Here is a 19,012-nt window from a genome sequence, read left to right as displayed (position 1 = left end):
CTCCTTGTCGTTCAATCAGCTTTGAGGTCGAGCGCTTTGGCAATCTGGCTATAGGTGGTCACTTCACGGGCCACGCGGATGGCAAAGGCGTTGCCACACACCGATTCGGCATCCATCCCCAGGCCGCGCAGCTTGTCGGCGGCCGATTCGCTCTTGGCAAAGTCGGCGGCCGTGCGCTCCAGCGTCTGGGCGATGGGCTCGGGCAAGCCCGCAGGGGCCAGCACGCCGTACCACACGTCGGCAGCGTAGTTGCCACCTCCTGCCTCGGCAAACGTGGGCACCTCGGGCACCAAGGCAGAGCGCTGGGGCGCGCCCACGGCCAGCGCACGCAGCTTGCCGCTCTTGATCTGCGGCAGCACCGAGCCCAGGGTGGCAAAGGAGCTGTCGAGCTGCCCGCCCATCAGGTCCGTCACCACGGGCGCGGCGCCCTTGCCCTTGTAGGGCACGTGGTTGAGCTGCAGGCCCTGGGCGCGGGCAAAGATCTCGGTGGCAAAGTGGCCTGAGCTGCCCACCCCTGCCGTGCCTGCTGTCACGCGGCCGGGCTCGGCGCGGGCCTTGGCCTGGTAATCGGCCAGTGTCTTGACCGGCAGGCTGGGGGGCACCACCAGCACCGTGGGGCTGCTGGCCACCGTGCACAGGTGGCGGAAGGACTTCACCGCATCGAACTTGACGCGGCCCTGGTACAGCGCCGGAATCATGGTGTGGTTGGTGGCACCGAACAGCAGCGTGTATCCATCGGCCGGGGCGCTGGCCACGGCCTGGGCGGCAATGATGGTGCCCGCGCCGGGCTTGTTGTCGATGATGAACGGCTGGCCCAGCGCCTTGCTGGCGTGGTCGGCAAACGCGCGCGCCACCACGTCGGTGGGGCCGCCCGCCGCAAAGCCCACCACCAGTTTCACGGGTTTGCTGGGATAGGCTGTCTGCGCATACGCAGGACAGAATGCTACTAAAAATATAGCTGCCAGCGCATGATTGACTAGCGCAAGAGGCATATTTCTCTTGAAATTGCGTGCCATGGTCTGTTGTCTCCTGTGCGGCCGGACGCAGTGCCCGGCCATGTTCTTAGGGCAGGCGCGGCGCTCAGGCCACGGCCACTGCGTCCGGTGTACGGGCCAGCACGGCCAGTAGATTGCGGGCGGCGCCCACGCCCATGTTCACGTAGGCATCGCTCGTCACGCCGCCAATATGGGGGCTGAGGATGAAGTGCTTTTCGCCCTGGAAGGGGTGGCCCGCCGTCATGGGCTCGACCGCAAAGCTGTCGAGCCCGGCCGCCATGACCTGGCCCGAACGCACGGCGGCCAGCAGCGCGGCCTCGTCGATCAAGGCACCACGTGCCGTGTTCACCACGATCACGCCGCGCTTGCATTGCGCCAGCGTTGCGGCGTTCAGCAGGTTGCGGTTCTCCTCGGTCAGCGGGCAGTGCATAGACACGGCATCGGATTCGCGCCAGATCGTTTCCAGGTCCACCGCCTGCACATAGGCGGGCAGGTTCTTGGCAAACGGATCGAAGCCAATCACGCGCATGCCCAGGGCGTCGGCCATCTTGGCAAAACGCAGGCCAATGGCGCCCAGGCCCACCAGGCCCACGGTGCGACCGCCCAGTTCCAGGCTCTTGTGCGTGGCCTTGTCCCAGTGGCCAGCGTGCATGCGCGCATCGAGTTGCACCACTGACTTGGCGCAGGCCAGCAGCAGGGCCAGGGCCTGCTCGGCCACGGCGGCGGCGTTGGCGCCCACGGCGGCCACCACCTCAATGCCACGGGCCTTGGCCGCCACCTTGTCGATGGTGTCGGTGCCGCTGCCGTGCTTGGAGATGACCTTGAGCGCGGGGGCCGCGTCCATCACCGCAGCGCCCACCTTGCCGTAGCGCACGATGATGGCCACGGGGTTGTGCGCGCGGCACAGGGCCACCATGTCGTCTTCCGTCGGCGTCTTGCCAGCGTAGACGATCTCGTAGCCTGTGAGCAGATCCAGGGCTTGTTGCGCCAGGTCGGCGCCTGTGACGATGATGGTTGGGTTCACAGCGATTCCCCTTCCTTCAGCACGCCCGCAGCGCGCAGGGCGGCAGGCAGCCATTTCGATGCGGTGTCACCACGGGCGATGGCTTCGATGCGGGCGGCTTCGTCGGCCACCTTCTTGTCGGCCAGGGCCAGCATGGCGGGGGCTTTTTCGCGCTCGATGACGACCACGCCATCGGCGTCGCCCACCACCAGGTCACCCGGGTTGACCACCGCGCCGCCGGCGCTGATGGGGTGGTTGATGCGGCCGGGCACGTACTTGGTCGGCCCTGCAGGGTTGAAGCCCGCGCTGAACACGGGGAAGTCCAGCTCCAGAATTTCCAGCTTGTCGCGGATGGCCGCGTCCACGATCACACCCGCCAGGCCGCGCTTCTTGCAGGCGCTGAGCATCAGCGTGCCCATCAGCGCCGCCGTCTGGTCGCCCTTGCCGTCGATCACCAGCACATCGCCTGGCTGGGCCAGCGCGATGGCGGCGTGGATCATGAGGTTGTCGCCGGGGCGCACTTCCACGGTGAAGGCAGGGCCTGCCACCTTCATGGACTGGTGCACGGGCGCCACGCGGCCATGCATGGTGCCGCGGCGGCCCGCCACGTCGGCCAGGATGGCGGCTTGGTAGGTAGCGGCTTGGGCAACAACGTCGCCGCTCACGCGGTCGATGGTGCGGATGATTTCAGGGAGTTGGCTCATGGGAATGGTCCGGTTGAGGTAATGAAAACGAGGAAGCAGCGGTATGTTTTTGACAGGTGGTGGAGCGGTTCACCCGGCGTCTCTGGCTAGGCGCCGCGTCGCAGGCAGTACCAGCGGTACGACAAGACGCGGCAACAACGCCAGAGGCGGCGGGTGGATCGCGGGTATCAGTCGGCCTTGATGTTTCCGTCTTTGATCACCTTGGCCCACTTGGCCGAGTCGGCCTTTTGCAGGTCACCCAGCTGCTGGGGCGTGCCGCCCACCGGCGTCACGCCCAGCTTGTCGGCCAGGGCGATGAGGACGGGGTCTTTCAGCGCGGCAGCGATCTCGCGGTTCAGGCGCTGCACGATGGCGGCGGGCGTCTTGGCGGGCGCAAACACGGCCTGCCACTGCTCCACCACAAATTCTTTGAGCCCCGCCTCGCCCATGGTGGGCACGGCAGGCAGGGCCTTGAGGCGCTGGGCAGACGTGACGGCCAGGGCGCGCAACTTGCCCGACTGCACATGCGGCAGTGCAGCGGCTGCGGGGGCAAACATGAACTGCACCTGCTCGGCCAAGGTGTCTTGCAGCGCGGGGGTGTCGCCCTTGTAGGGCACATGGATGAAGCGCGCGCCGGATTGCTGCTGCAGCAGCTCGCCCTGCATTTGCAAAATGGTGCCGTTGCCGCCCGAGGCAAACGCCAGCTTGCCGGGCTGGGCCTTGGCGGCGGCCAGCAAATCAGCCACCGTTTTGAACGGCTGGTTCGCGCCGACAACCAGAATGTGCGGGATGGTGCCCACGGTGATCACGGGCTCAAAGGCCGTGATGTGGTCGTAGGGCAGCTTGGCCATCAGGTGCGGCGCAATGGCTTGTGGGCCGATGGAGGTGCCCAGCAGCGTGAGCCCGTCCGGCGCGGCCTTGGCCACGTAGGCCGCGCCAATGGTGCCCGTGGCCCCGGCCTTGTTGTCCACGATGACGTTGGTGGACAGGGCCGCGCCCAGCTTGAGGGCGATGTTGCGGCCCAGCACGTCGGTGCTGCCACCGGCGGGGTACGGAACCACCCAGGTGATGAGCTTGCCCGCAGGCCAATCGTTTTGCGCCCAGGCGGGCAGCCCCATCCCCACACCAGCGCCCGCAAGGGCCAGGGTGGTCAGCAGGTGGCGGCGCTGCGCGCTGTGCGTGGAAAGGGGAGATACCAAAGAGGTCATGGTGCAAGGCCCTCAGACAGGGGTGGTGGATGAAGAAGTCGAGACCGGCGGGAAGCCGTAGAGCGCGGCAGGGTTGGAGACCAGCACGCGGCGCAGCGCATCCGCACCGGCCTGATCGCACCAGCGTGCCAGGGTGTCGATTTGCAATGCGTCGTCCGGCACCGGGTGCAGGCCCGCGCTGGCGGTGGCGTGGGGCCAGTCGCTGCCCCACAGCACGCGCTCAGGCGCCGCACGCAGGTAGCTGGCGGCCAATGCGTCGAGCGCTGGGTCGTCCACCGCATGGGTGGCGCTGACGATGTAGCCGCCCGAGAGCTTGACCCAAGCCCGGCCCTCGCCCATCAGCTGCAGCAGCAGTGCGTGGGCAGGGTGCTTTCCGGCTTGCTCGGGTGCGATGCGGCCCAGGTGGTCAAACACCATTGGCATCGGCACACGGCGCAGCACATCGCCCAGCGTGGCCAGCACATCGGGCGGCATCAGCAGTTGCAAATGCCAGCCCAGCGGCGCAATGCGCTGGGCCAGGGGCACGATGGCATCGACCGTGCCAGTGACACCCAGCGACAGATTGAGCCGCACACCGCGCACGCCAGCGTCGTGCAGGGCTTGCAATTGCACATCGCTCTCGCTGCCATCGATCACGGCCACGCCCCGCGCCTGATCACCCTGCGCGGCCAGGCCCAGCAGCATGCAGCGGTTGTCTGCGCCGTAAGTGGAGGGCGTGACCAGCACGGTGCGCTGGGTGCCGATGCGCTGTTGCAGCGCGCGGTAGTCCTGCACCGACGCGTCGGGCGGCAGCAGCCTGGCCCCCGGCGCTTCGGGAAAGCGCTGGTCGTACACATGCATATGGCTGTCGCACGCCCCCGCAGGCAGCGCGGTGTGCGGTGCGGCCGTACCCGCCGAGAACGGTACGGGCGTAGCAAAGCAATCGCGGGCCATGGCGATGACGGGATGAACGACGGAAAGGAAGGCGGTAGCTCGCTCAGTCCAGGCTGGCGCCCGAGTCCTTCACGATCTTGGCCCAGCGAGGAACTTCGGTGCGCAGCAAGGTGCTGAACTGGTCGGAGGTTCCGCCCAGCACATCGCCGCCTTCGGACTTGAGCTTGTCAATCACGTCCGCTTGCTGCAGCGCCTGGTTGATGGCCCTGTTGAGCTGCGTCACGATGGGGGCGGGCGTGCCTGCGGGCGCCAGGATGCCGAACCAGGTCACGGCCTCAAAACCCTTGTAGCCCTGTTCTGCCAGCGTTGGCACCTCGGGCAATTGCGATGAGCGCTTGGCCGAGGTGATGGCCAGGATCTTGAGCTTGCCATTGCGCACCTGCCCCAGCAGCGTGGGCACGGACGACATGTACAGGTCGATCTGCCCGCCCAACAGGTCCGTCATGGCCTGGGCGGCGCCCTTGTAGGGGATGTGGCGCAGCTGGATGCCTGCTGCGTTCTCAGCCAGTTCACCCGCCAGATGGGCCACGGTCCCGTTACCCGAGTACCCCAGGGTGAGCGTATCGGGCTTGCCCTTGCTCGCGGCCACCACGTCAGCAAAGGTCTTCAAGCGCGAGTTGGCTGGTGCGGCCATCACGATGGGCGAGGAGGACACGAGCGCCACAGGGGCCAGGTCCTTGATCGGGTCATAGGGCAATTTGGCGTAGAGCGATGGGTTGATCGCCAGGTTGCTGGTCTGGCCCATCACCAACGTGTAGCCATCGGGGGCTGACTTGGCGGTAGCGTCCACGCCCAGATTGCCACCTGCGCCGGGGCGGTTGTCCACGATCACGCTCCACTTGTTTTGGTCCGCCAGCTTTTGAGCCACGGTGCGCGCAATCATGTCAGTGCCACCGCCGGGTGGGAAAGGAACGATCAGTCGGATCGGCTTGTTTGGGTAGGCGCCTTGCGCATAGGCAGCACTCGTGGGCGCGGCGGAAGCTGCGACAGCGAAGAGTGCGGCGCACAGGCGCGTACCAAGAGAACGTGAAAACGATGAAAGCACTGGCATGTATTTGTCTCCGTCGCGGTTGTTGTTGAGGTTTTCAGGACACCGCATGCGGCCAGTGTCTTGGTCGGAGACTTTATGCAAGCGTTTCAATACATACAATGCGGTTGCATACAATGAAACACATTGCACCATGAGCAATAGCCACGTCAAAGACCAGCGGCCGAAATCACCGGCCAATGCTTCAGCCACTCCGCATACCCACACAGATACCCCTGTCAAAGAAGGGGGGGCGTGATTGCCGTCACGCGCGCTTTGCAGGTGCTGGAAGCTTTTGCGCTGGGCGAATCCAGCTTGCCTTTGGCTGAATTGAGTCGCCGCTGCGGACTGCATAAAACCACTGCACTGCGATTGGCACGCACGCTGGCACAGTCGGGTTTCATGGTCCAGCGCGAGGATGGGGACTGGCGTTTGGGGCCTGCTGCAGGCTGGCTCGGTGCACGCTATCAAGCCGGGTTTGACGTGCAAAACGTGCTGGAGCCTGCCCTGCGTGAGTTGACTCTGCAAACGGGTGAGAGCGCCGCTTTCTATGTTCGAGAAGGCAACGTCCGTACGTGTCTCGTTCGGGTGGAGGGGCCCCAGGCATTGCGCCATCACGCCCGCATGGGAGAAGGTCTGCCGCTGGACAAAGGCTCGCCGGGCAGAGTGATCCTGGCATTCTCTGGTGAGCCAGGGACCATCTATGAGCAAATTCGAAGTCGCGGATACCACTGCTCCGTGAGCGAACGGGAGCAGGGCGTTTCAACGGTATCGGCCCCCGTTTTTGGAAGGCAGTGGAGGCTGCTGGGATCGGTGTGCATTTCAGGACCCGAATCGAGGCTGCCCATCTCGCGACTGGAGGAGCTTGCGCCGAAGGTCAAGCAGGCAGCTCAGGCGCTTTCGTATGCCTTAGCGGGCTACGCCGCAGCGCCCCAACCGGGGCCATCAAGTCGCTGGCATCCCTGATGCATGCGCCGGGCCTTTTCCCTGCACCACCGCAGCGACGCGACGAATAGTTGGAGAAGTCGACAGTCGTCATGACTGTCGGCGTCCAGGGCGGGTTACCCGGCTGTGCTTAGCTGGACCACCCGCCAACTCCTTCCTGCCTTGGCCCCACTAGAAAGCGCTATCCAAGCGCGGTGCATGGTCGATGGTTGGAGGTCGCCAAAGCGTCCTCGATCAGAAGACGCAGCAGCGCTTCTCGGATGGGATCTTCGGCATCAGCGACGGAGATGGTGCCGCTTCGCACCTTGCCCCAGGCTACCGTAATGGCCAATCCCATGAAATTGGTGTCCGTTTTTCGCAGAGCATGTGTGAGTGCCTCGATGCGCGCGAAAACGTCATCGGACACTGTCTCCGCGACAGTGATGTTGATACACATGGCTGGGCCCTGGTTGCGGAGTTGTGAGGCTTGCAGCGAAGAGACTCAGCTCCAGTAGTCATCAATGCCGAAATCAGAATGCGCCTATTTCGGCTGCATGGTTGTAATGAATTGCCACGCTTCCAGCCCAGGGCGAAGCGGGGGCAATGGACTGTCGTGTGGCTGAGGGCGGGTTTCTCCGCGGTGTACGTCGGTAGGCCTGTCAGCGCCGTCCGACACGCGCCCGGCCTGAAGACCTGCTTGAGCCGCCGATTTTGATACCTACGCTTGCATTCTTCGCAGGAGGTAGCGTCATGCCCATCATGGTTTTGATCTTCGGCTTGCAAGCGATGTCAGTAGCCATTGCCATGGTTGCAGTACTTGCATTGAGCGGGCTGTGAGCGACAGGTCACGGAGAATGGCGCGATCACGGGCAAGCACGACCGAAGCTTGGGCGCCGCACCACGTGCTACCGCTGCTGCGACAGGGGTGACTCGACCGGTGTTGTGTCACTGGGGACGATACGTCGTGAAATATGCGAGGACGCGGGCAGGAATGAAGTAGGTCGTGGGTGAACCACAGCCCACAAGCGCCTTCTCGAAGGGCACCCAGCCTGCCGCAGCCGCAGCCGTAGCCGCAGCCGTAGCAGTGCAGATCTCTTCATCTTCACCATTCACAGGTCCATTTCATGACCACAGCGAAGCAATCGAAGGACACGGCCATTGGCGAGGTGCTGAATCAGAACCTCGAGGCGGCGGAGCAGATCAAGGCCGCTGCCAGCGAACTCGAAGTAGTCCATGCCGTGCTGTCCACGCAGGTGCCTGCCAAGGCGGCCCAGGGTGACCTGAAAGCCGCCGTTGAACGCACCGGAGAGATCGAACAGCAACTCAGCGAAACAGCAGAAGCCATGGACAAATCCAACGCGGTGCTGCGTGAACTTGATTCCAGCACGGCCACGGGCCCGACAGCACGAAAGTAGCCCCAGCGCCGGCGCGCAGCGGTGTCATGCATGGGCTGGCGTCGAACGCGTTTGCGCTCCGGCCACATCGCCCGTGAAACGCTTAGGCCCCATCTACGCGGGGCTCCTGTGGGTTCTGTTTGGGTAGCTGTAGGGCACAGACTGCAGTGTCCGCCGCAGCCCCCATGTGTACTGACGCGTGAGGCGATGCGCACGGGCTGCCGCATTTCAGCGGCTGGCGCTGCGTCTCAGCCAGCGCATCAATGTGCCCACGACGGGGAGCTTTTCATGGAGCTCTTCAGCAGCGTCCCAGTAGTCGCGGTGCATCGCCACCAGGCCGCTTTCGTTGAAACGCAGGTGGGTAGCGCCCCCGATGCACTGGGGAATGCCCGAACGCCAGCGACGGAAACGGAAGTGGAACTCCCACACCAGGAACGCCTGCTGCCCTTGAACCACCCGCTCGGTCACGACGAAGCGGGGCTGATCCAGCGTGGTGAACATGTGGGCGAACACCTGCGCAATCGCGGGCACGCCGCGCACGTCATTGAAGGGGTCCTTGAAGCGCGCATCGGGTGTGTAGTAGGTGTCCAGGGTGCGCAGGTGGTCGGGCGTGAGGTGCTCGTACCAGTGCACTAGCCGCTCTATCGCGGCGTGGGTGTGTGGGAAATGAGGGGTAGGGGTGTTGGAAGGAAGCATGTGTTCAATCTCTCTGCGCACGGCGCACCAGCGCGAAGTACCAGCGGTAGGGCAGCACACGTAGCAGCTTGAGCCAGAGCGTGAAGCGGCGCGGGAAGTGCAGCTCAAAATCGCCGCGCGCCCAGCCGCGCAGCATGGCCTGGGCCGCCTGCTGCGGGGAGAGCAGGGCGGGCATGGCGAAATCGTTCTGGCGCGTCAGCGGCGTATCGACAAAGCCGGGGTTCACCACGCTCACCCCCACGCCCAGCGGGCGCAGGTCGAGGAACAACGTCTCTGCCAGGTTGATGAGCGCCGCCTTGGTGGGGCCATAGGCCAGGCTTTTCGGCAGGCCGCGCCAGCCGGCCACGCTGGCCACCAGGCTCAGGTGCGGCGAACGCCCCGCCCGGGCAGACGCCAACAGGCCCGGCACCACGGCGGCGAGCACATGCAGCGCGCCGGTCAGGTTGACCTGCTGATGACGCAACAACTCGGGCAGCGCCAGCGCGTCAGCACGCATGGGGGTGTAGTGGCCGGCGCAGTAGCACACCAGGTCCAGCGGTGACTCGGCCTGCAGGCGCGCGGCTGCTTGCTGCACGGCCTGGGCGTCGGTCACGTCCAGCACGACCGCCTGGCTGCCAGGGTGTTCTTGCGTGAACGCCGCCAGCAGCGCCTGCTGGCGTGCCGACACGATCACCTGCGCACCCTGTGCGTGCAGCTGCGCAGCGACGGCCCGGCCAATACCGCTGGAGGCACCCACCAGCCACACGCGCTTGCCACGCCAGTCGGTGATGGCAGGGTTCAGGGGCACAGCGAAGCTCCTTACTGCTTGGTGAACGACAGCAGCACTTCACCCAGGGTGACGCCGAACTTGCGCATCGTGGCCCGGTTGAGCATCACCCGGTCATCGACCAAGAACATCCAATCGTCGAACTGCACCTCGTACACCTTGCCATCCACCGGCAGGCGCAGCGTGTAGTTCCAGCGGAAGGCGTTGCCCGAGGCCTGGCCCTGCGCCTCGTCCACCACATCGTCGGCGGTGCCGGTGTAGCGTCCATCGGCGTGCTTGGTCAGGCGCCAAATGCGGCGCTGGGTGCTGCCGTCCGAATAGGTGAAGGCCTCGTCCAGCACGCCTTGATTGCCCTCCCAGTGGCAGTCCATCACCACGGTGAAGCGGCGCACCACTTCGCCGCTTCGTTTCTGAAAAATGCCATGGGCCAGGATGCGGCCATTGAAGTAGCGGTCCAGCTCCAGCAGCGGTCGCTCCTGGGCATAGTCGGTCACCTGGGGGCTGGCACAGCCGGTCAGCACGGCAGTGCCCGAGAGCAGGGCCAGCAAGGCGTGGCGGCGGGTGTTCATGGGGAAACTCCTTGGTCATGCAACAGTGGGGAAGGTCGGATCAGCAGGCGGTACAGCAAACCCGCCGCCAGCAGCTTGAGGGCACAAGGCAGCAGCGCGTAGGCCCAAGAGAGGCGCTGCAGGGCCTGGGCATCCTGGGTGCCGGGGGCTATAGCCGGCCCACTGCAGCAGCGGCAGCGCCGCCCCGGCAGCCAGGGCCAGGTTCAGTTTGGTGGCCAGGTTCCACCAGCCCAGGTACGCGCCTTCGCTGCGGCCTTGGGCCCCCTGGCGCTCGACCAAGCGCGCCAGCAAGGCCCCCGGCAAAGCCAAATCGGCCCCCAAGGCGATGCCCGAGAGTGCACAGATCCACGCGAAGGCCGCAATATGCCCGCCGCCCAAAAATGCCGTCCAGCCAAAACAGGCCACCGCCAGCAGCTTGCCGCCCAGCCAGGTGCGCTCCAGCCCCCAGCGGCGCACAGCGCGCAGCCACCCGGGCATTGACAGCGCACCGCTGACGAAATACAGCACCAGAAACAGCGCAGTCTGCGTCTGCTGGGCCTGCAGCCGGTCCTGGGCAAAGAACAGCATCAAGGCAGCGGGAATGGCGCTGGCAATGCCGCTGCACAGAAACACCGCCAGCAAGCGGCGAAAGGCCGGCTGGCGCAAGGGTTGCCAGACTGTGGCCCACGGCAAGGCGGTATGAAGCTTCTGGCCAGGGGTCACCAGCGCAGGGTGCGGTGCCCACCACAGCGCCAGCCACCCGGCCAGCAAGCTCAGCGCGAACACCACCAGCATGGGCCCGGCTCCCAAGGTCACCGACAGCGCACTGGCCGTGACCACGCCGATCAGCCCTGGCCCTTCGCGCCAGGCCACTACACGGCTGCGCTGTACCGCATCGCCGCCCAGTCGCACGCCCCAGGCCTGGTGGGCAATGACCAACTGGCTGTGCGCCAGACAGGTCAGTAACAACCCCGCCACCATCCACACGGCCAGCGCCTGCGGCCTTTGCACGGCGGGAAAGAACAGCCCCGAGAGCCCCAGAACCTGCACCAGGGCAGAGCCCGCCGCCACCCACAGCACCGCGCGCAGCGGTCCCTGGTACAGGCGGTCGCTCAGGCGCCCCAGCAGCGGCTCGGCGGCAGCATCCAGCAGGCGCACCAGCATCAGCAAAGCGCCGACGCTCGCCAGTGGCAGACCCAACGCCGTGGCGTAGTAGTGCGGCAACACCACATACAGCGGCAAGGCCACAAAGGCCAACGGTAGACCCAGCAAGCCATAGGCCGGCCCGGACCACCAACGAGGCAGCGGAGCCGCACGCGCGGGCGCAGCCAGGGGAGTCATGGGGCCGCTCCGCCGGGGCTGCGGGCCAGCAGGGCGCTGCGCAAGCCCGGCTCGGACGTCTGCGGCGACAGCCAGATGCCAAAGAACAGGCGCGCCAGTTCGGCATCGTCAATCGCGGCCTGCTCCTGGTCGCCGAGCCACAGGCGCATGCCCTGGCCCGGCTGGTACAGGCCGGTCAGCCGGTCTCCCGGCTGCACGTCCGGAATCACGGCCGCCAGGCGATGCTCCCAGCGCTCGGCCTGGGCGGGGGGCACGTTGGCCTGGCGCTGCATCTCTTCCATGGAGCGCCGGGCAATGGCCGCACCGGAGAAGGCCCGGTGGTAGGTCAACTCCAACGCCAGCGGGTGCGCGCCAAAGCTGCGGGCCTGAAAGCCGGGCGTGACCCACAGCCGCGCGCTGTAGATGCGCAGGCCGAAATAGCGCATCTGGCCTTCCCCGGCCAAGGTGGCTCCCGCCAGGGACTGGCGCAGCCAGGGCGGTGTGGCACCGGGCTCCGGCACGGCCACCGGGCTGGCCGAGGCTGCCGCCAGGGCAATGGCTGCTCCCCCGGCAAGGCACCGGCGTTTCAATGACGAAATTCGGCTGTAGCGCATATGCATCGGGCGCTTGGTGCTATGATTTTTAATATGAAACGGAGGCCGCGCGCGTGCCAGACAAACGCAGGGCGGAAGGCGCGGCGTGCAGAGCCACCGAGGGGGTACGGCGGACAGCGGGCACTGGTGCGCGCTCGCCGGCGTCATGCGCCAGGCGGAACACGCTCACCACTTCGGCCAGCTCTGCCGCTTGTTGCTTCAGGGTTTGCGCGGCGGCCGCGCTTTGTTCCACCATGGCCGCGTTTTGCTGTGTGGCACGGTCGAGGTGGGCCACGGCGCCCCCCACCTGGGCAATGCCTTCGGTCTGCTCGGCTGTGGCGTTACTGATTTCGGCAATCAGCCCGGCCACGCGTTGGGCCTGCTCGACGATGTCGGTCATGGTGGCGCCGGCATCTCCCACCAGGCGTGCGCCTTGCTCCACCTTGGCCACGCTGCCGTCGATCAGGCCCTTGATCTCCTTGGCGGCATTGGCACTGCGCTGCGCCAGGGCCCGCACTTCGCTCGCCACGACGGCGAAGCCCCGGCCCTGCTCACCGGCCCGGGCGGCCTCCACGGCGGCATTGAGTGCCAGGATGTTGGTCTGGAAGGCAATGGAGTCGATCACGCCGATGATGTCGGCCATCTTGTGGCTGCTGGCGGAGATCTCTTCCATGGTGCTGACCACCTGGGCCACCACCGCGCCACCCTTGTGCGCGGCTTCGCTGGCCGAGGCGGCAACCTGCGTGGCCTGGCGGGCCGAGCCAGCGTTGTTCCTCACCGAAGCGGTCATCTGCTCCATCGACGCAGCCGCCTGCTGCAGGTTCGAGGCCTGCTCTTCCGTGCGCTGCAGCAGCCCGGCGTTGCCGCCAGCGATCTCTTCGGAGCCCACGGTGACGGCGTTCGATGCCTGGCGCACCTGGCCCACCACACGCGCCAGGCTGGCCTGCATGGCCGCCAGCGAGGCCAGCACGCTGCCCGGCTGAGCCAGGGCTGCGCCAGCCACCGGCTGCAGGTCGCCCTGTGCGACATGGCTGGCCACGTCGGCCAGCGCGGCGGGTTCGGCACCGAGCTGGCGCACGATGCTGCGCGCCACGTTCCAGGCCACGGCCACGCTGAGCACCAAGGCCAGCAGCAGCGCCGAGAACATGACGCCCAGGAAGCCGCTCGCCTCGTCCATTGCACCCTGGTTGGTGCTCTGGATGCGCGCTTCCTTGTAATCAATGAGCTTGTTGATCGTCGCCAGCCATTGCACATATTGCGGCTTGGCCTGCGTCCACAGGGTCTGGGCCGCCGCGGTGTCGCCCGCCTGCACCTGGGCAACGATGGCCCGCGTGGTGGCCACGGCCTTGGATTCCGCGCTGCGGATATCGGCATACAACTGCCCCAGCTCGGGTGCGGCCCCCGTGCGGGTGATGAGCTTTTCCAGGGGCGCCGCCGACTGGGCGTAAAAGTCGGCCAGCGCGGCGATGGTGGCAATCTCCTTCTCGCGCTCGGCCGGGGACGGGCTCAGCACCACGTCACGCACGGCAATGGAGCGGTCGTGGGCCGAGCCTCGGAAGTTGATGGCGTAGCGCTGCACCTGCACGTGGATGTCGTTGTTGGCGCGCAGTGCCTGGTCAATGCGGTTCACCTTGACCAGCGCAATGCCGGTCAGCGCCACCAAGAGGGCCAGGATGAGCCCGAACCCCGCGTACAAGCGGGCGGCGACCGTCATTCGAGAAAAAAACATACTGGGTTCCTTGGGCGAAAAATAAATGCGTTGTGGGGCCTTGAAAGGCGAGGGCCGTTGAATGGGGGCGTCGTGGCCGCGCTTCAGTCCTTCACCAGCGTGTACTGCACCACGTCGATGCTGCGGGCGTCGAACGCGGCCTCGCAGTACGCCAGATAGAACTCCCAGGTGCGCAGGAAAGCAGCGTCAAATCCCTGGGCCTGCACCTGGGCCCGCTGCTGGGCAAAGCGCTGGTGCCAGCGGCGCAAGGTCTCGGCGTAGTCGCGGCCAAAGGCGAATTCCTCCACCACGCGCAGGCCGGCGTGCTGCGCCGCTGCGCGAAAACGCGCCGGGCTGGGCAGGCAGCCACCCGGGAAGACGTACTGCTGGATGAAATCGGTGCCCTGCACATAGCGCTCGAACAGCGCGTCGTCGATCACGATGCTTTGCACGCAGGCACGTCCACCCGGCTTGAGCAAGCGCGCCACGGCACCAAAGTAGCCGGGCCAGTAGGCTTGGCCCACGGCCTCGACCATTTCAATGGAGCAGATGGCATCGAACGGGCCGTCCTGGATGTCGCGGTAGTCCTGCAGCCGCAAATCCACCTGGGCATCCAGGCCTGCGGCCTGCATGCGCGTGCGGCCCCAGGCCAGCTGTTCGGTGGACAGCGTCACCCCCGTCACCTGCGCCTGGAACTCGTCAGCCGCCATCTCGGCCAGGGCGCCCCAGCCGCAGCCGATCTCCAGCACCCGGTGGCCGGGCTGCACGCCCGCGCTGTGCAGGGCGCGGCGCACCTTGGCGTGCTGGGCGGCGGTCAGGTCGCCCGCCAGATTGCCCTCAAACCAGGCCGAGGAGTAGTTCATGCTCGGGTCCAGCCACAGCGCGTAGAAGGCATTGCCCAGGTCGTAGTGCGCGTGGATGTTGCGCCGGCTTCCGGCACGGGTATTGCGGTGGAGCAGGTGGTGCAGGCGGTAGGCCAGCCGCCCCCACCAGCCGCCGTACACCAGCGACTCCAGGGCATCGCGGTTGTCCATGAGCAGCCGCAGCAGATCGGCCAGGTGGGGCGTGCTCCAGTCCTGGGCGATGTAGCTTTCGGCCAGACCGATGTCGCCCGAACGCAGCACGGCGCCAAACACTCTCCAGTTGTGAAGGCGCATGCTGGCGTGCGGATGCTGGCCGCTGCCCAGCCGCAGGACGCGGCCGTCGGGCAGTTCCAGGTGCAGCGTGCCGAGCCGCAGGCGCTGCAACAGGCACAGGCCGTGGCGCGCTGCAGCGGGCATGTCGGTAGGCAATGGGAGCGCGGACGGTGAGACAGTGGTGGTGTTCATGGTCAAAGGCTCGGCGAGGAAGATCGGGTCAGGGGCCGTGCGGGCGGCGCGGGTTTGGGGTGGAAAGGCGCGCGCTTCATCCACAGCAGCAGCGCGTGCCAGTGGATGCGCGCGATCACGCCCAGCGTCAGAAGCGGGTAGTTCCACAGGGCGCGGCGGCGGCTGGCGGCGTCCAGCGGTTGCAAGCGCCCCGCCACGCCGGTCAGCACCAGCGGGCCCTTGGCGTCGTCAAAGTCAATGCGTACGCGCGTGGACTGCAGGCCCTGGGCGCCGCTGCGCTTGAACTCAAAGCGGTAGCCGCCTTCCACTGGGCAGAACGGCGACACATGGAACACCTTGCGCGCGCGCAGCTCATGGCCGTATTGCGGGGCGTCGAGCAGGTAGGCATGGCGCTCGCCAAAGGTGTTGTTTACCTCAGCCACGATGGCGCGCAGGCTGCCGTCGTTGCGGTGGCAATACCAGAAGCTCACCGGGCTGAAGCTATAGCCCATGACGCGTGGGTAACAGTGCAGCCAGATTTCGCCCTGCGCGTCGGTAATGCCCTCGCTGCGCAGCAGCTCATCCAACCATGCCAAGGCGCCGCCTTGCTGTGGGCGGCGGCCATCGCCGTGGTCGGCATCGCGAAACGCCAAAGCGCCCGGCCGGTTCAGCGCCAGCACGCCCGACGTTTCCGGGCGCGCACGCAGCGTGCGCATGGGCAGCAGCAGGAAGAAGGTCGGCACGATGAAACGATGGCGGCGCGGGCGCAGCCGGGTGTGCCACACATGGCCAAAGCCTATGTGTGGCACGCCGGGGAGCGCGGCGTTGTCGGGCGTGGGGCGTGTCATGCCGCCTCCAGGCGCTGCATTTGCGCCAGCAACGATTCGGCCGCGCGGTAGCCGGACTGCAGGCCATCTTCATGGAAGCCGTAGCCTGTCCATGCGCCGCAGTACCAGGTGTGTTGCCCACCCTGCAACTTCGCCACCTGGGTCTGCGCCCCGATGGCGGCCAGATCGAACACCGGGTGCTCGTAGTCGAATTCCGCCAGCACTTTGTTCGGGGCAATGGGGCGCGCGGGATTGAGCGACACCAGCACGGGGTCGGCGAACGGTAGTGGCTGCAAGCGGTTGAGCCAGTAGTGCAGGCAAACGCGGGACGCTTCGTGTGCGCTGTGGGCGGCGCGCTCGTAGTTCCATGCTGCCCAGGCGTTGCGGCGGCTGGGCATGACACCCACATCGGTGTGCAGGACCGCATGGTTGGGCTGGTAGCGGATGGCGCCCAGCACCCGGGCCTCCAGGGCCGTGGGCTGGGCCAGCAATCGCAGGGCCTGGTCGCTGTGCACCGCCAGTACCACGGCGTCGAATCGCTCGGCTTGTTCGGCGGTGAGGACGAACACACCGGCGGCGTCGCGCACGATGCGGCGCACGGGCGTGGCCAACCGTGCATCGAGCCCCAGGAGCATCTTGTGCACATACTGGCACGCCCCGCCCGCCACGGTGTGCCACTGTGGCCGGTTGCTCACCTGGATGAGCCCGTGGTTGTGGCAGAAGCGCACCATGGTGGCCACGGGAAAGCGCAGCATCTGGTCGGTGGGGCAGCTCCAGATGCAGCCCAGCATGGGCAGGAAATACCAATCCCGGAAGGCCGTGTCGAACCCGTGGCGGTCCAGAAAATCGCCGAGCGGCTGGGTCAGCGCCGCTTCTTCGCCGCCTTGGGCCAGCGCCGTGCACAGGCGGTTGAAGCGCAGCAGCTCGCGCAGCATGCCCCAAAAGCGGGGGCGCAGCAGGTTGCGCTTCTGGGCGAACACCGTTGCCAGGCTGGAGCCACTCCATTCCAGGGCTTCGGCCCCCAGCACGCCGGCCCGCGGCACCTGCACCGAAAAGGACATGTCGGAAGGGGCGGTGGGCACATCCAGTTCCTGCAGCAGGGCGATCAAGCCGGGGTAGGTGCGTTCGTTGAGCACCAGAAAGCCGGTATCGACGCCATGGGTCACCTCGCGGCCCTGCTTGCCCGGCAGGCAGACATCCACCGTGTGGGTGTGGCCGCCAAAGTAACTGCCGGCCTCGAACACGGTGACATGGGCGTGGCCGCGCAGGCGGTGTGCCGCGGCCAAGCCCGAAATACCCGACCCAACGATTGCAACTTTCATGACCACTCCCATAAGCCCTTGAACTTGCAGCCCCACGGAAGGCTTGCGTTGTGGCGTAATGTAGTGGACAAAAGTTATTTTGTCTTAGACAATTTAGAAAAACCTCCAGTTTGTCCATGACATTTTTCCATTCTTTTCTGCCACTGTGCATGGCCCGCCGCGGGGCCTTCGCATGAGCGCCGGGTTGTCGGGCGACACCGCCGCAGGCCTGCCTATCACCGCTGTCGAGCGCGAAACGGGGCTGTCGAAGGACACCCTGCGCGTCTGGGAGAAACGCTACGGATTTCCCCGGCCGCTGCGGGATACGCGCGGTGACCGCCGCTACCCAGCGGCGCAGGTGCAGCAGCTCCAACTCATCAGCCGGCTGCTGGACGCGGGCCATCGGCCGGGCAAGATTGTCGGGTTGGAGCCGGACGCCCTGCAGGCACTGATGGTGCAGCGTGAGCCTTCGCCAACCGCCTTTTTGTCCACGACAAAAGTGGAAGAGCCCGGCCATCGGCCTGAGCTGGCCGCCATGCTCGACTCCATCGGTGCCCACGACCCGCAGGCGTTGCGGCACGCGCTCAGCCACGCACAGCTGCGGATGGGGCTGGCCTCATTTGTCACGGAGGTGGTGGCGCCGCTGACCACGGCCGTCGGGGATGCGTGGGCCCGTGGCCGTTTTGAAGTGTTCGAGGAGCACCTGTTTACCGAGGTGATCACCGGGGTACTGCGCACGGCCATTGGGTCGCTTGCCCCACTGCCGGTGCCTCTCGGTCCCAAGGTGTTGTTGACCACGCTGCCCCAAGAGGTTCATGGCCTGGGTCTTCTGATGGTCGAGGCACTGCTGGCGCTTGAGGGCTGTACCTGCGTATCGCTGGGAACGCAGACGCCCTCCGGTAATGTGGTTCAGGCCGCGCAGGCCCACCGTGCCGACGTGGTGGTCCTGAGTTTCAGCAACGTGCACAACGGCGCCGTTGTGCAGGCCAGCCTGCGCGAACTGCGCAGTCGCTTGCCGGCTGAGACGGCACTGTGGGTGGGTGGCTCGTGCACCGCGCTGTACCAGAGGCCTTTGGACGGTGTCACTGCCGTGCCGCATCATCTGTCGGGGCTGCAGTCCCAGGTGGCGCTTTGGCGCCGCACGCATTGAGATGCTTTCCATGGGGCGCTTGCTCTGCCACATTGCGCACCGGTTGGTTGCTGCGCGCCTCTGGATGGCGTTGATGGCGGCCATGTGGCTGCTGGCCGGTTGCGCCAGTACCAGCCCTCCCCCTGGGGTGAGCGTGGTGACGCCTTTTGATCTGCAACGCTACCGGGGCCGCTGGTATGAACTGGCCCGGCTGGACCATGCCTTCGAGCGCGGCATGACCGACGTCTCCGCGCTGTACGTGCCCCAACCAGATGGAAGCGTGCGCGTGGTGAACCGCGGCTTTGATTCCGCCAAGGCGCAATGGCGCGAGGCTGTGGGCAAAGCCCTGTTCATTGGCGCTCCCACCACCGGGTCGCTCAAGGTATCTTTTTTTGGGCCGTTCTACGGCGGTTATCACGTGGCCGCCCTGTCGCCCGACTACCTTTGGGCCTTGGTTGTGGGGCCCACGCTCGGCTACTGTTGGGTGCTTGCGCGGGACAAACAGTTGCCAGCGTCAGAGCGCGAGGCCATCGTGGCCCGCGCCCTCCACCTCGGCATCGACACCGCTGCGCTGATCTGGGTGCCGCACGGGCGCGAAGACCCCGCACCCTGATACTGTGCGCCCCTTCCCAGCGCTTACCGCCATCTGC

General features: G+C 66.3%; 19 protein-coding genes and 1 pseudogene. 4 read left to right on the top strand and 16 right to left on the bottom strand.

The window, feature by feature from the left end; translation table 11 throughout:
• Positions 1–11: 11 nt before the first annotated feature.
• The 6 genes from ACDELDRAFT_RS00880 to ACDELDRAFT_RS00855 all read right to left on the bottom strand — a co-directional run bounded on the left by ACDELDRAFT_RS00880 (position 12) and on the right by ACDELDRAFT_RS00855 (position 5,873).
• Complete coding sequence (locus ACDELDRAFT_RS00880; protein ID WP_005792826.1) at positions 12–1,016, bottom strand: Bug family tripartite tricarboxylate transporter substrate binding protein; 1,005 nt, start codon at positions 1,014–1,016, stop codon at positions 12–14.
• Between the two features lie 64 nt (positions 1,017–1,080).
• A complete protein-coding gene (locus ACDELDRAFT_RS00875) occupies positions 1,081–2,019 on the bottom strand; it encodes an NAD(P)-dependent oxidoreductase (protein WP_005792825.1) in 939 nt (312 codons plus the stop codon).
• Positions 2,016–2,702: a diguanylate cyclase gene (locus tag ACDELDRAFT_RS00870; RefSeq protein WP_005792824.1), complete on the bottom strand. Its 687-nt coding sequence runs from the start codon at positions 2,700–2,702 to the stop codon at positions 2,016–2,018. Before ACDELDRAFT_RS00870 ends, ACDELDRAFT_RS00875 begins: the two co-directional genes overlap by 4 nt.
• Positions 2,703–2,869: 167 nt before the next feature.
• Positions 2,870–3,889 carry a Bug family tripartite tricarboxylate transporter substrate binding protein gene (locus tag ACDELDRAFT_RS00865; RefSeq protein ID WP_005792822.1) on the bottom strand — a complete coding sequence of 340 codons (1,020 nt, stop codon included), beginning with the start codon at positions 3,887–3,889 and terminating at the stop codon, positions 2,870–2,872.
• A gap of 12 nt (positions 3,890–3,901) precedes the next feature.
• Positions 3,902–4,822, bottom strand: a complete 921-nt coding sequence (locus tag ACDELDRAFT_RS00860; protein ID WP_005792821.1) for an amidohydrolase family protein — start codon at positions 4,820–4,822, stop codon at positions 3,902–3,904.
• A 43-nt stretch (positions 4,823–4,865) separates the two neighbouring features.
• Positions 4,866–5,873 (bottom strand): tripartite tricarboxylate transporter substrate binding protein, encoded by a 1,008-nt coding sequence (locus ACDELDRAFT_RS00855; RefSeq protein WP_040327649.1) that lies wholly within the window; start codon positions 5,871–5,873, stop codon positions 4,866–4,868.
• A 231-nt stretch (positions 5,874–6,104) separates the two neighbouring features.
• Here ACDELDRAFT_RS00855 and ACDELDRAFT_RS23810 point away from each other — a divergent pair, with 231 nt between their 5' ends.
• Positions 6,105–6,815: an IclR family transcriptional regulator gene (locus tag ACDELDRAFT_RS23810; RefSeq protein WP_005792818.1), complete on the top strand. Its 711-nt coding sequence runs from the start codon at positions 6,105–6,107 to the stop codon at positions 6,813–6,815.
• Between the two features lie 160 nt (positions 6,816–6,975).
• On the opposite strand, the gene ACDELDRAFT_RS00850 is transcribed toward ACDELDRAFT_RS23810, so the two are convergent.
• A complete protein-coding gene (locus ACDELDRAFT_RS00850; RefSeq protein ID WP_005792817.1) occupies positions 6,976–7,230 on the bottom strand; it encodes a hypothetical protein in 255 nt (84 codons plus the stop codon).
• 667 nt (positions 7,231–7,897) lie between these two features.
• On the opposite strand from ACDELDRAFT_RS00850, the gene ACDELDRAFT_RS00845 reads away from it, so the two are divergent.
• Complete coding sequence (locus ACDELDRAFT_RS00845; protein WP_005792816.1) at positions 7,898–8,188, top strand: hypothetical protein; 291 nt, start codon at positions 7,898–7,900, stop codon at positions 8,186–8,188.
• A 207-nt stretch (positions 8,189–8,395) separates the two neighbouring features.
• Here ACDELDRAFT_RS00845 and ACDELDRAFT_RS00840 read toward each other — a convergent pair whose 3' ends face one another.
• The 9 genes and pseudogenes from ACDELDRAFT_RS00840 to ACDELDRAFT_RS00800 all read right to left on the bottom strand — a co-directional run bounded on the left by ACDELDRAFT_RS00840 (position 8,396) and on the right by ACDELDRAFT_RS00800 (position 17,254).
• Positions 8,396–8,863: a nuclear transport factor 2 family protein gene (locus ACDELDRAFT_RS00840; protein WP_005792815.1), complete on the bottom strand. Its 468-nt coding sequence runs from the start codon at positions 8,861–8,863 to the stop codon at positions 8,396–8,398.
• A 4-nt stretch (positions 8,864–8,867) separates the two neighbouring features.
• A complete protein-coding gene (locus ACDELDRAFT_RS00835; RefSeq protein WP_005792814.1) occupies positions 8,868–9,650 on the bottom strand; it encodes an SDR family NAD(P)-dependent oxidoreductase in 783 nt (260 codons plus the stop codon).
• 11 nt (positions 9,651–9,661) lie between these two features.
• On the bottom strand, positions 9,662–10,198 hold the full coding sequence (locus ACDELDRAFT_RS00830; protein ID WP_005792813.1) for a DUF3833 domain-containing protein: 537 nt from the start codon (positions 10,196–10,198) through the stop codon (positions 9,662–9,664).
• Positions 10,195–11,518, bottom strand: a pseudogene (locus tag ACDELDRAFT_RS00825) (MFS transporter). The gene ACDELDRAFT_RS00830 and the pseudogene ACDELDRAFT_RS00825 overlap by 4 nt, the downstream one beginning before the upstream one ends.
• A complete protein-coding gene (locus ACDELDRAFT_RS00820) occupies positions 11,515–12,117 on the bottom strand; it encodes a chalcone isomerase family protein (protein ID WP_005792810.1) in 603 nt (200 codons plus the stop codon). The pseudogene ACDELDRAFT_RS00825 and the gene ACDELDRAFT_RS00820 overlap by 4 nt, the downstream one beginning before the upstream one ends.
• Before the next feature lie 22 nt (positions 12,118–12,139).
• Positions 12,140–13,819 (bottom strand): methyl-accepting chemotaxis protein, encoded by a 1,680-nt coding sequence (locus tag ACDELDRAFT_RS00815; RefSeq protein WP_005792809.1) that lies wholly within the window; start codon positions 13,817–13,819, stop codon positions 12,140–12,142.
• A gap of 83 nt (positions 13,820–13,902) precedes the next feature.
• Entirely contained in the window at positions 13,903–15,126 is a 1,224-nt protein-coding gene (locus ACDELDRAFT_RS00810; RefSeq protein WP_005792808.1) for an SAM-dependent methyltransferase, read from the bottom strand.
• Between the two features lie 2 nt (positions 15,127–15,128).
• Entirely contained in the window at positions 15,129–15,953 is an 825-nt protein-coding gene (locus ACDELDRAFT_RS00805) for a DUF1365 domain-containing protein (protein ID WP_005792807.1), read from the bottom strand.
• Positions 15,950–17,254, bottom strand: coding sequence for an NAD(P)/FAD-dependent oxidoreductase (locus ACDELDRAFT_RS00800; RefSeq protein WP_005792805.1), 1,305 nt, complete (start codon positions 17,252–17,254; stop codon positions 15,950–15,952). Before ACDELDRAFT_RS00800 ends, ACDELDRAFT_RS00805 begins: the two co-directional genes overlap by 4 nt.
• 172 nt (positions 17,255–17,426) lie before the next feature.
• Between ACDELDRAFT_RS00800 and ACDELDRAFT_RS00795 the strand changes: the two genes are divergently transcribed.
• Together ACDELDRAFT_RS00795 and ACDELDRAFT_RS00790 are read left to right on the top strand one after the other, a co-directional pair.
• The gene (locus tag ACDELDRAFT_RS00795; RefSeq protein WP_005792803.1) at positions 17,427–18,383 is read left to right on the top strand and encodes a MerR family transcriptional regulator; all 957 of its coding nucleotides are present in this window, start codon (positions 17,427–17,429) and stop codon (positions 18,381–18,383) included.
• Positions 18,384–18,393: 10 nt separating this feature from the next.
• Positions 18,394–18,975, top strand: coding sequence for a lipocalin family protein (locus tag ACDELDRAFT_RS00790; protein ID WP_005792802.1), 582 nt, complete (start codon positions 18,394–18,396; stop codon positions 18,973–18,975).
• The last annotated feature ends 37 nt before the right edge of the window (positions 18,976–19,012 follow it).

Origin of the sequence: Acidovorax delafieldii 2AN, assembly GCF_000175235.1 — a bacterium.
Classification (GTDB): Bacteria; Pseudomonadota; Gammaproteobacteria; order Burkholderiales; family Burkholderiaceae_C; genus Acidovorax; species Acidovorax delafieldii_B.
Note: the sequence above shows the minus strand (reverse complement) of the source record. Positions and strands in the feature narration are given on the sequence as shown.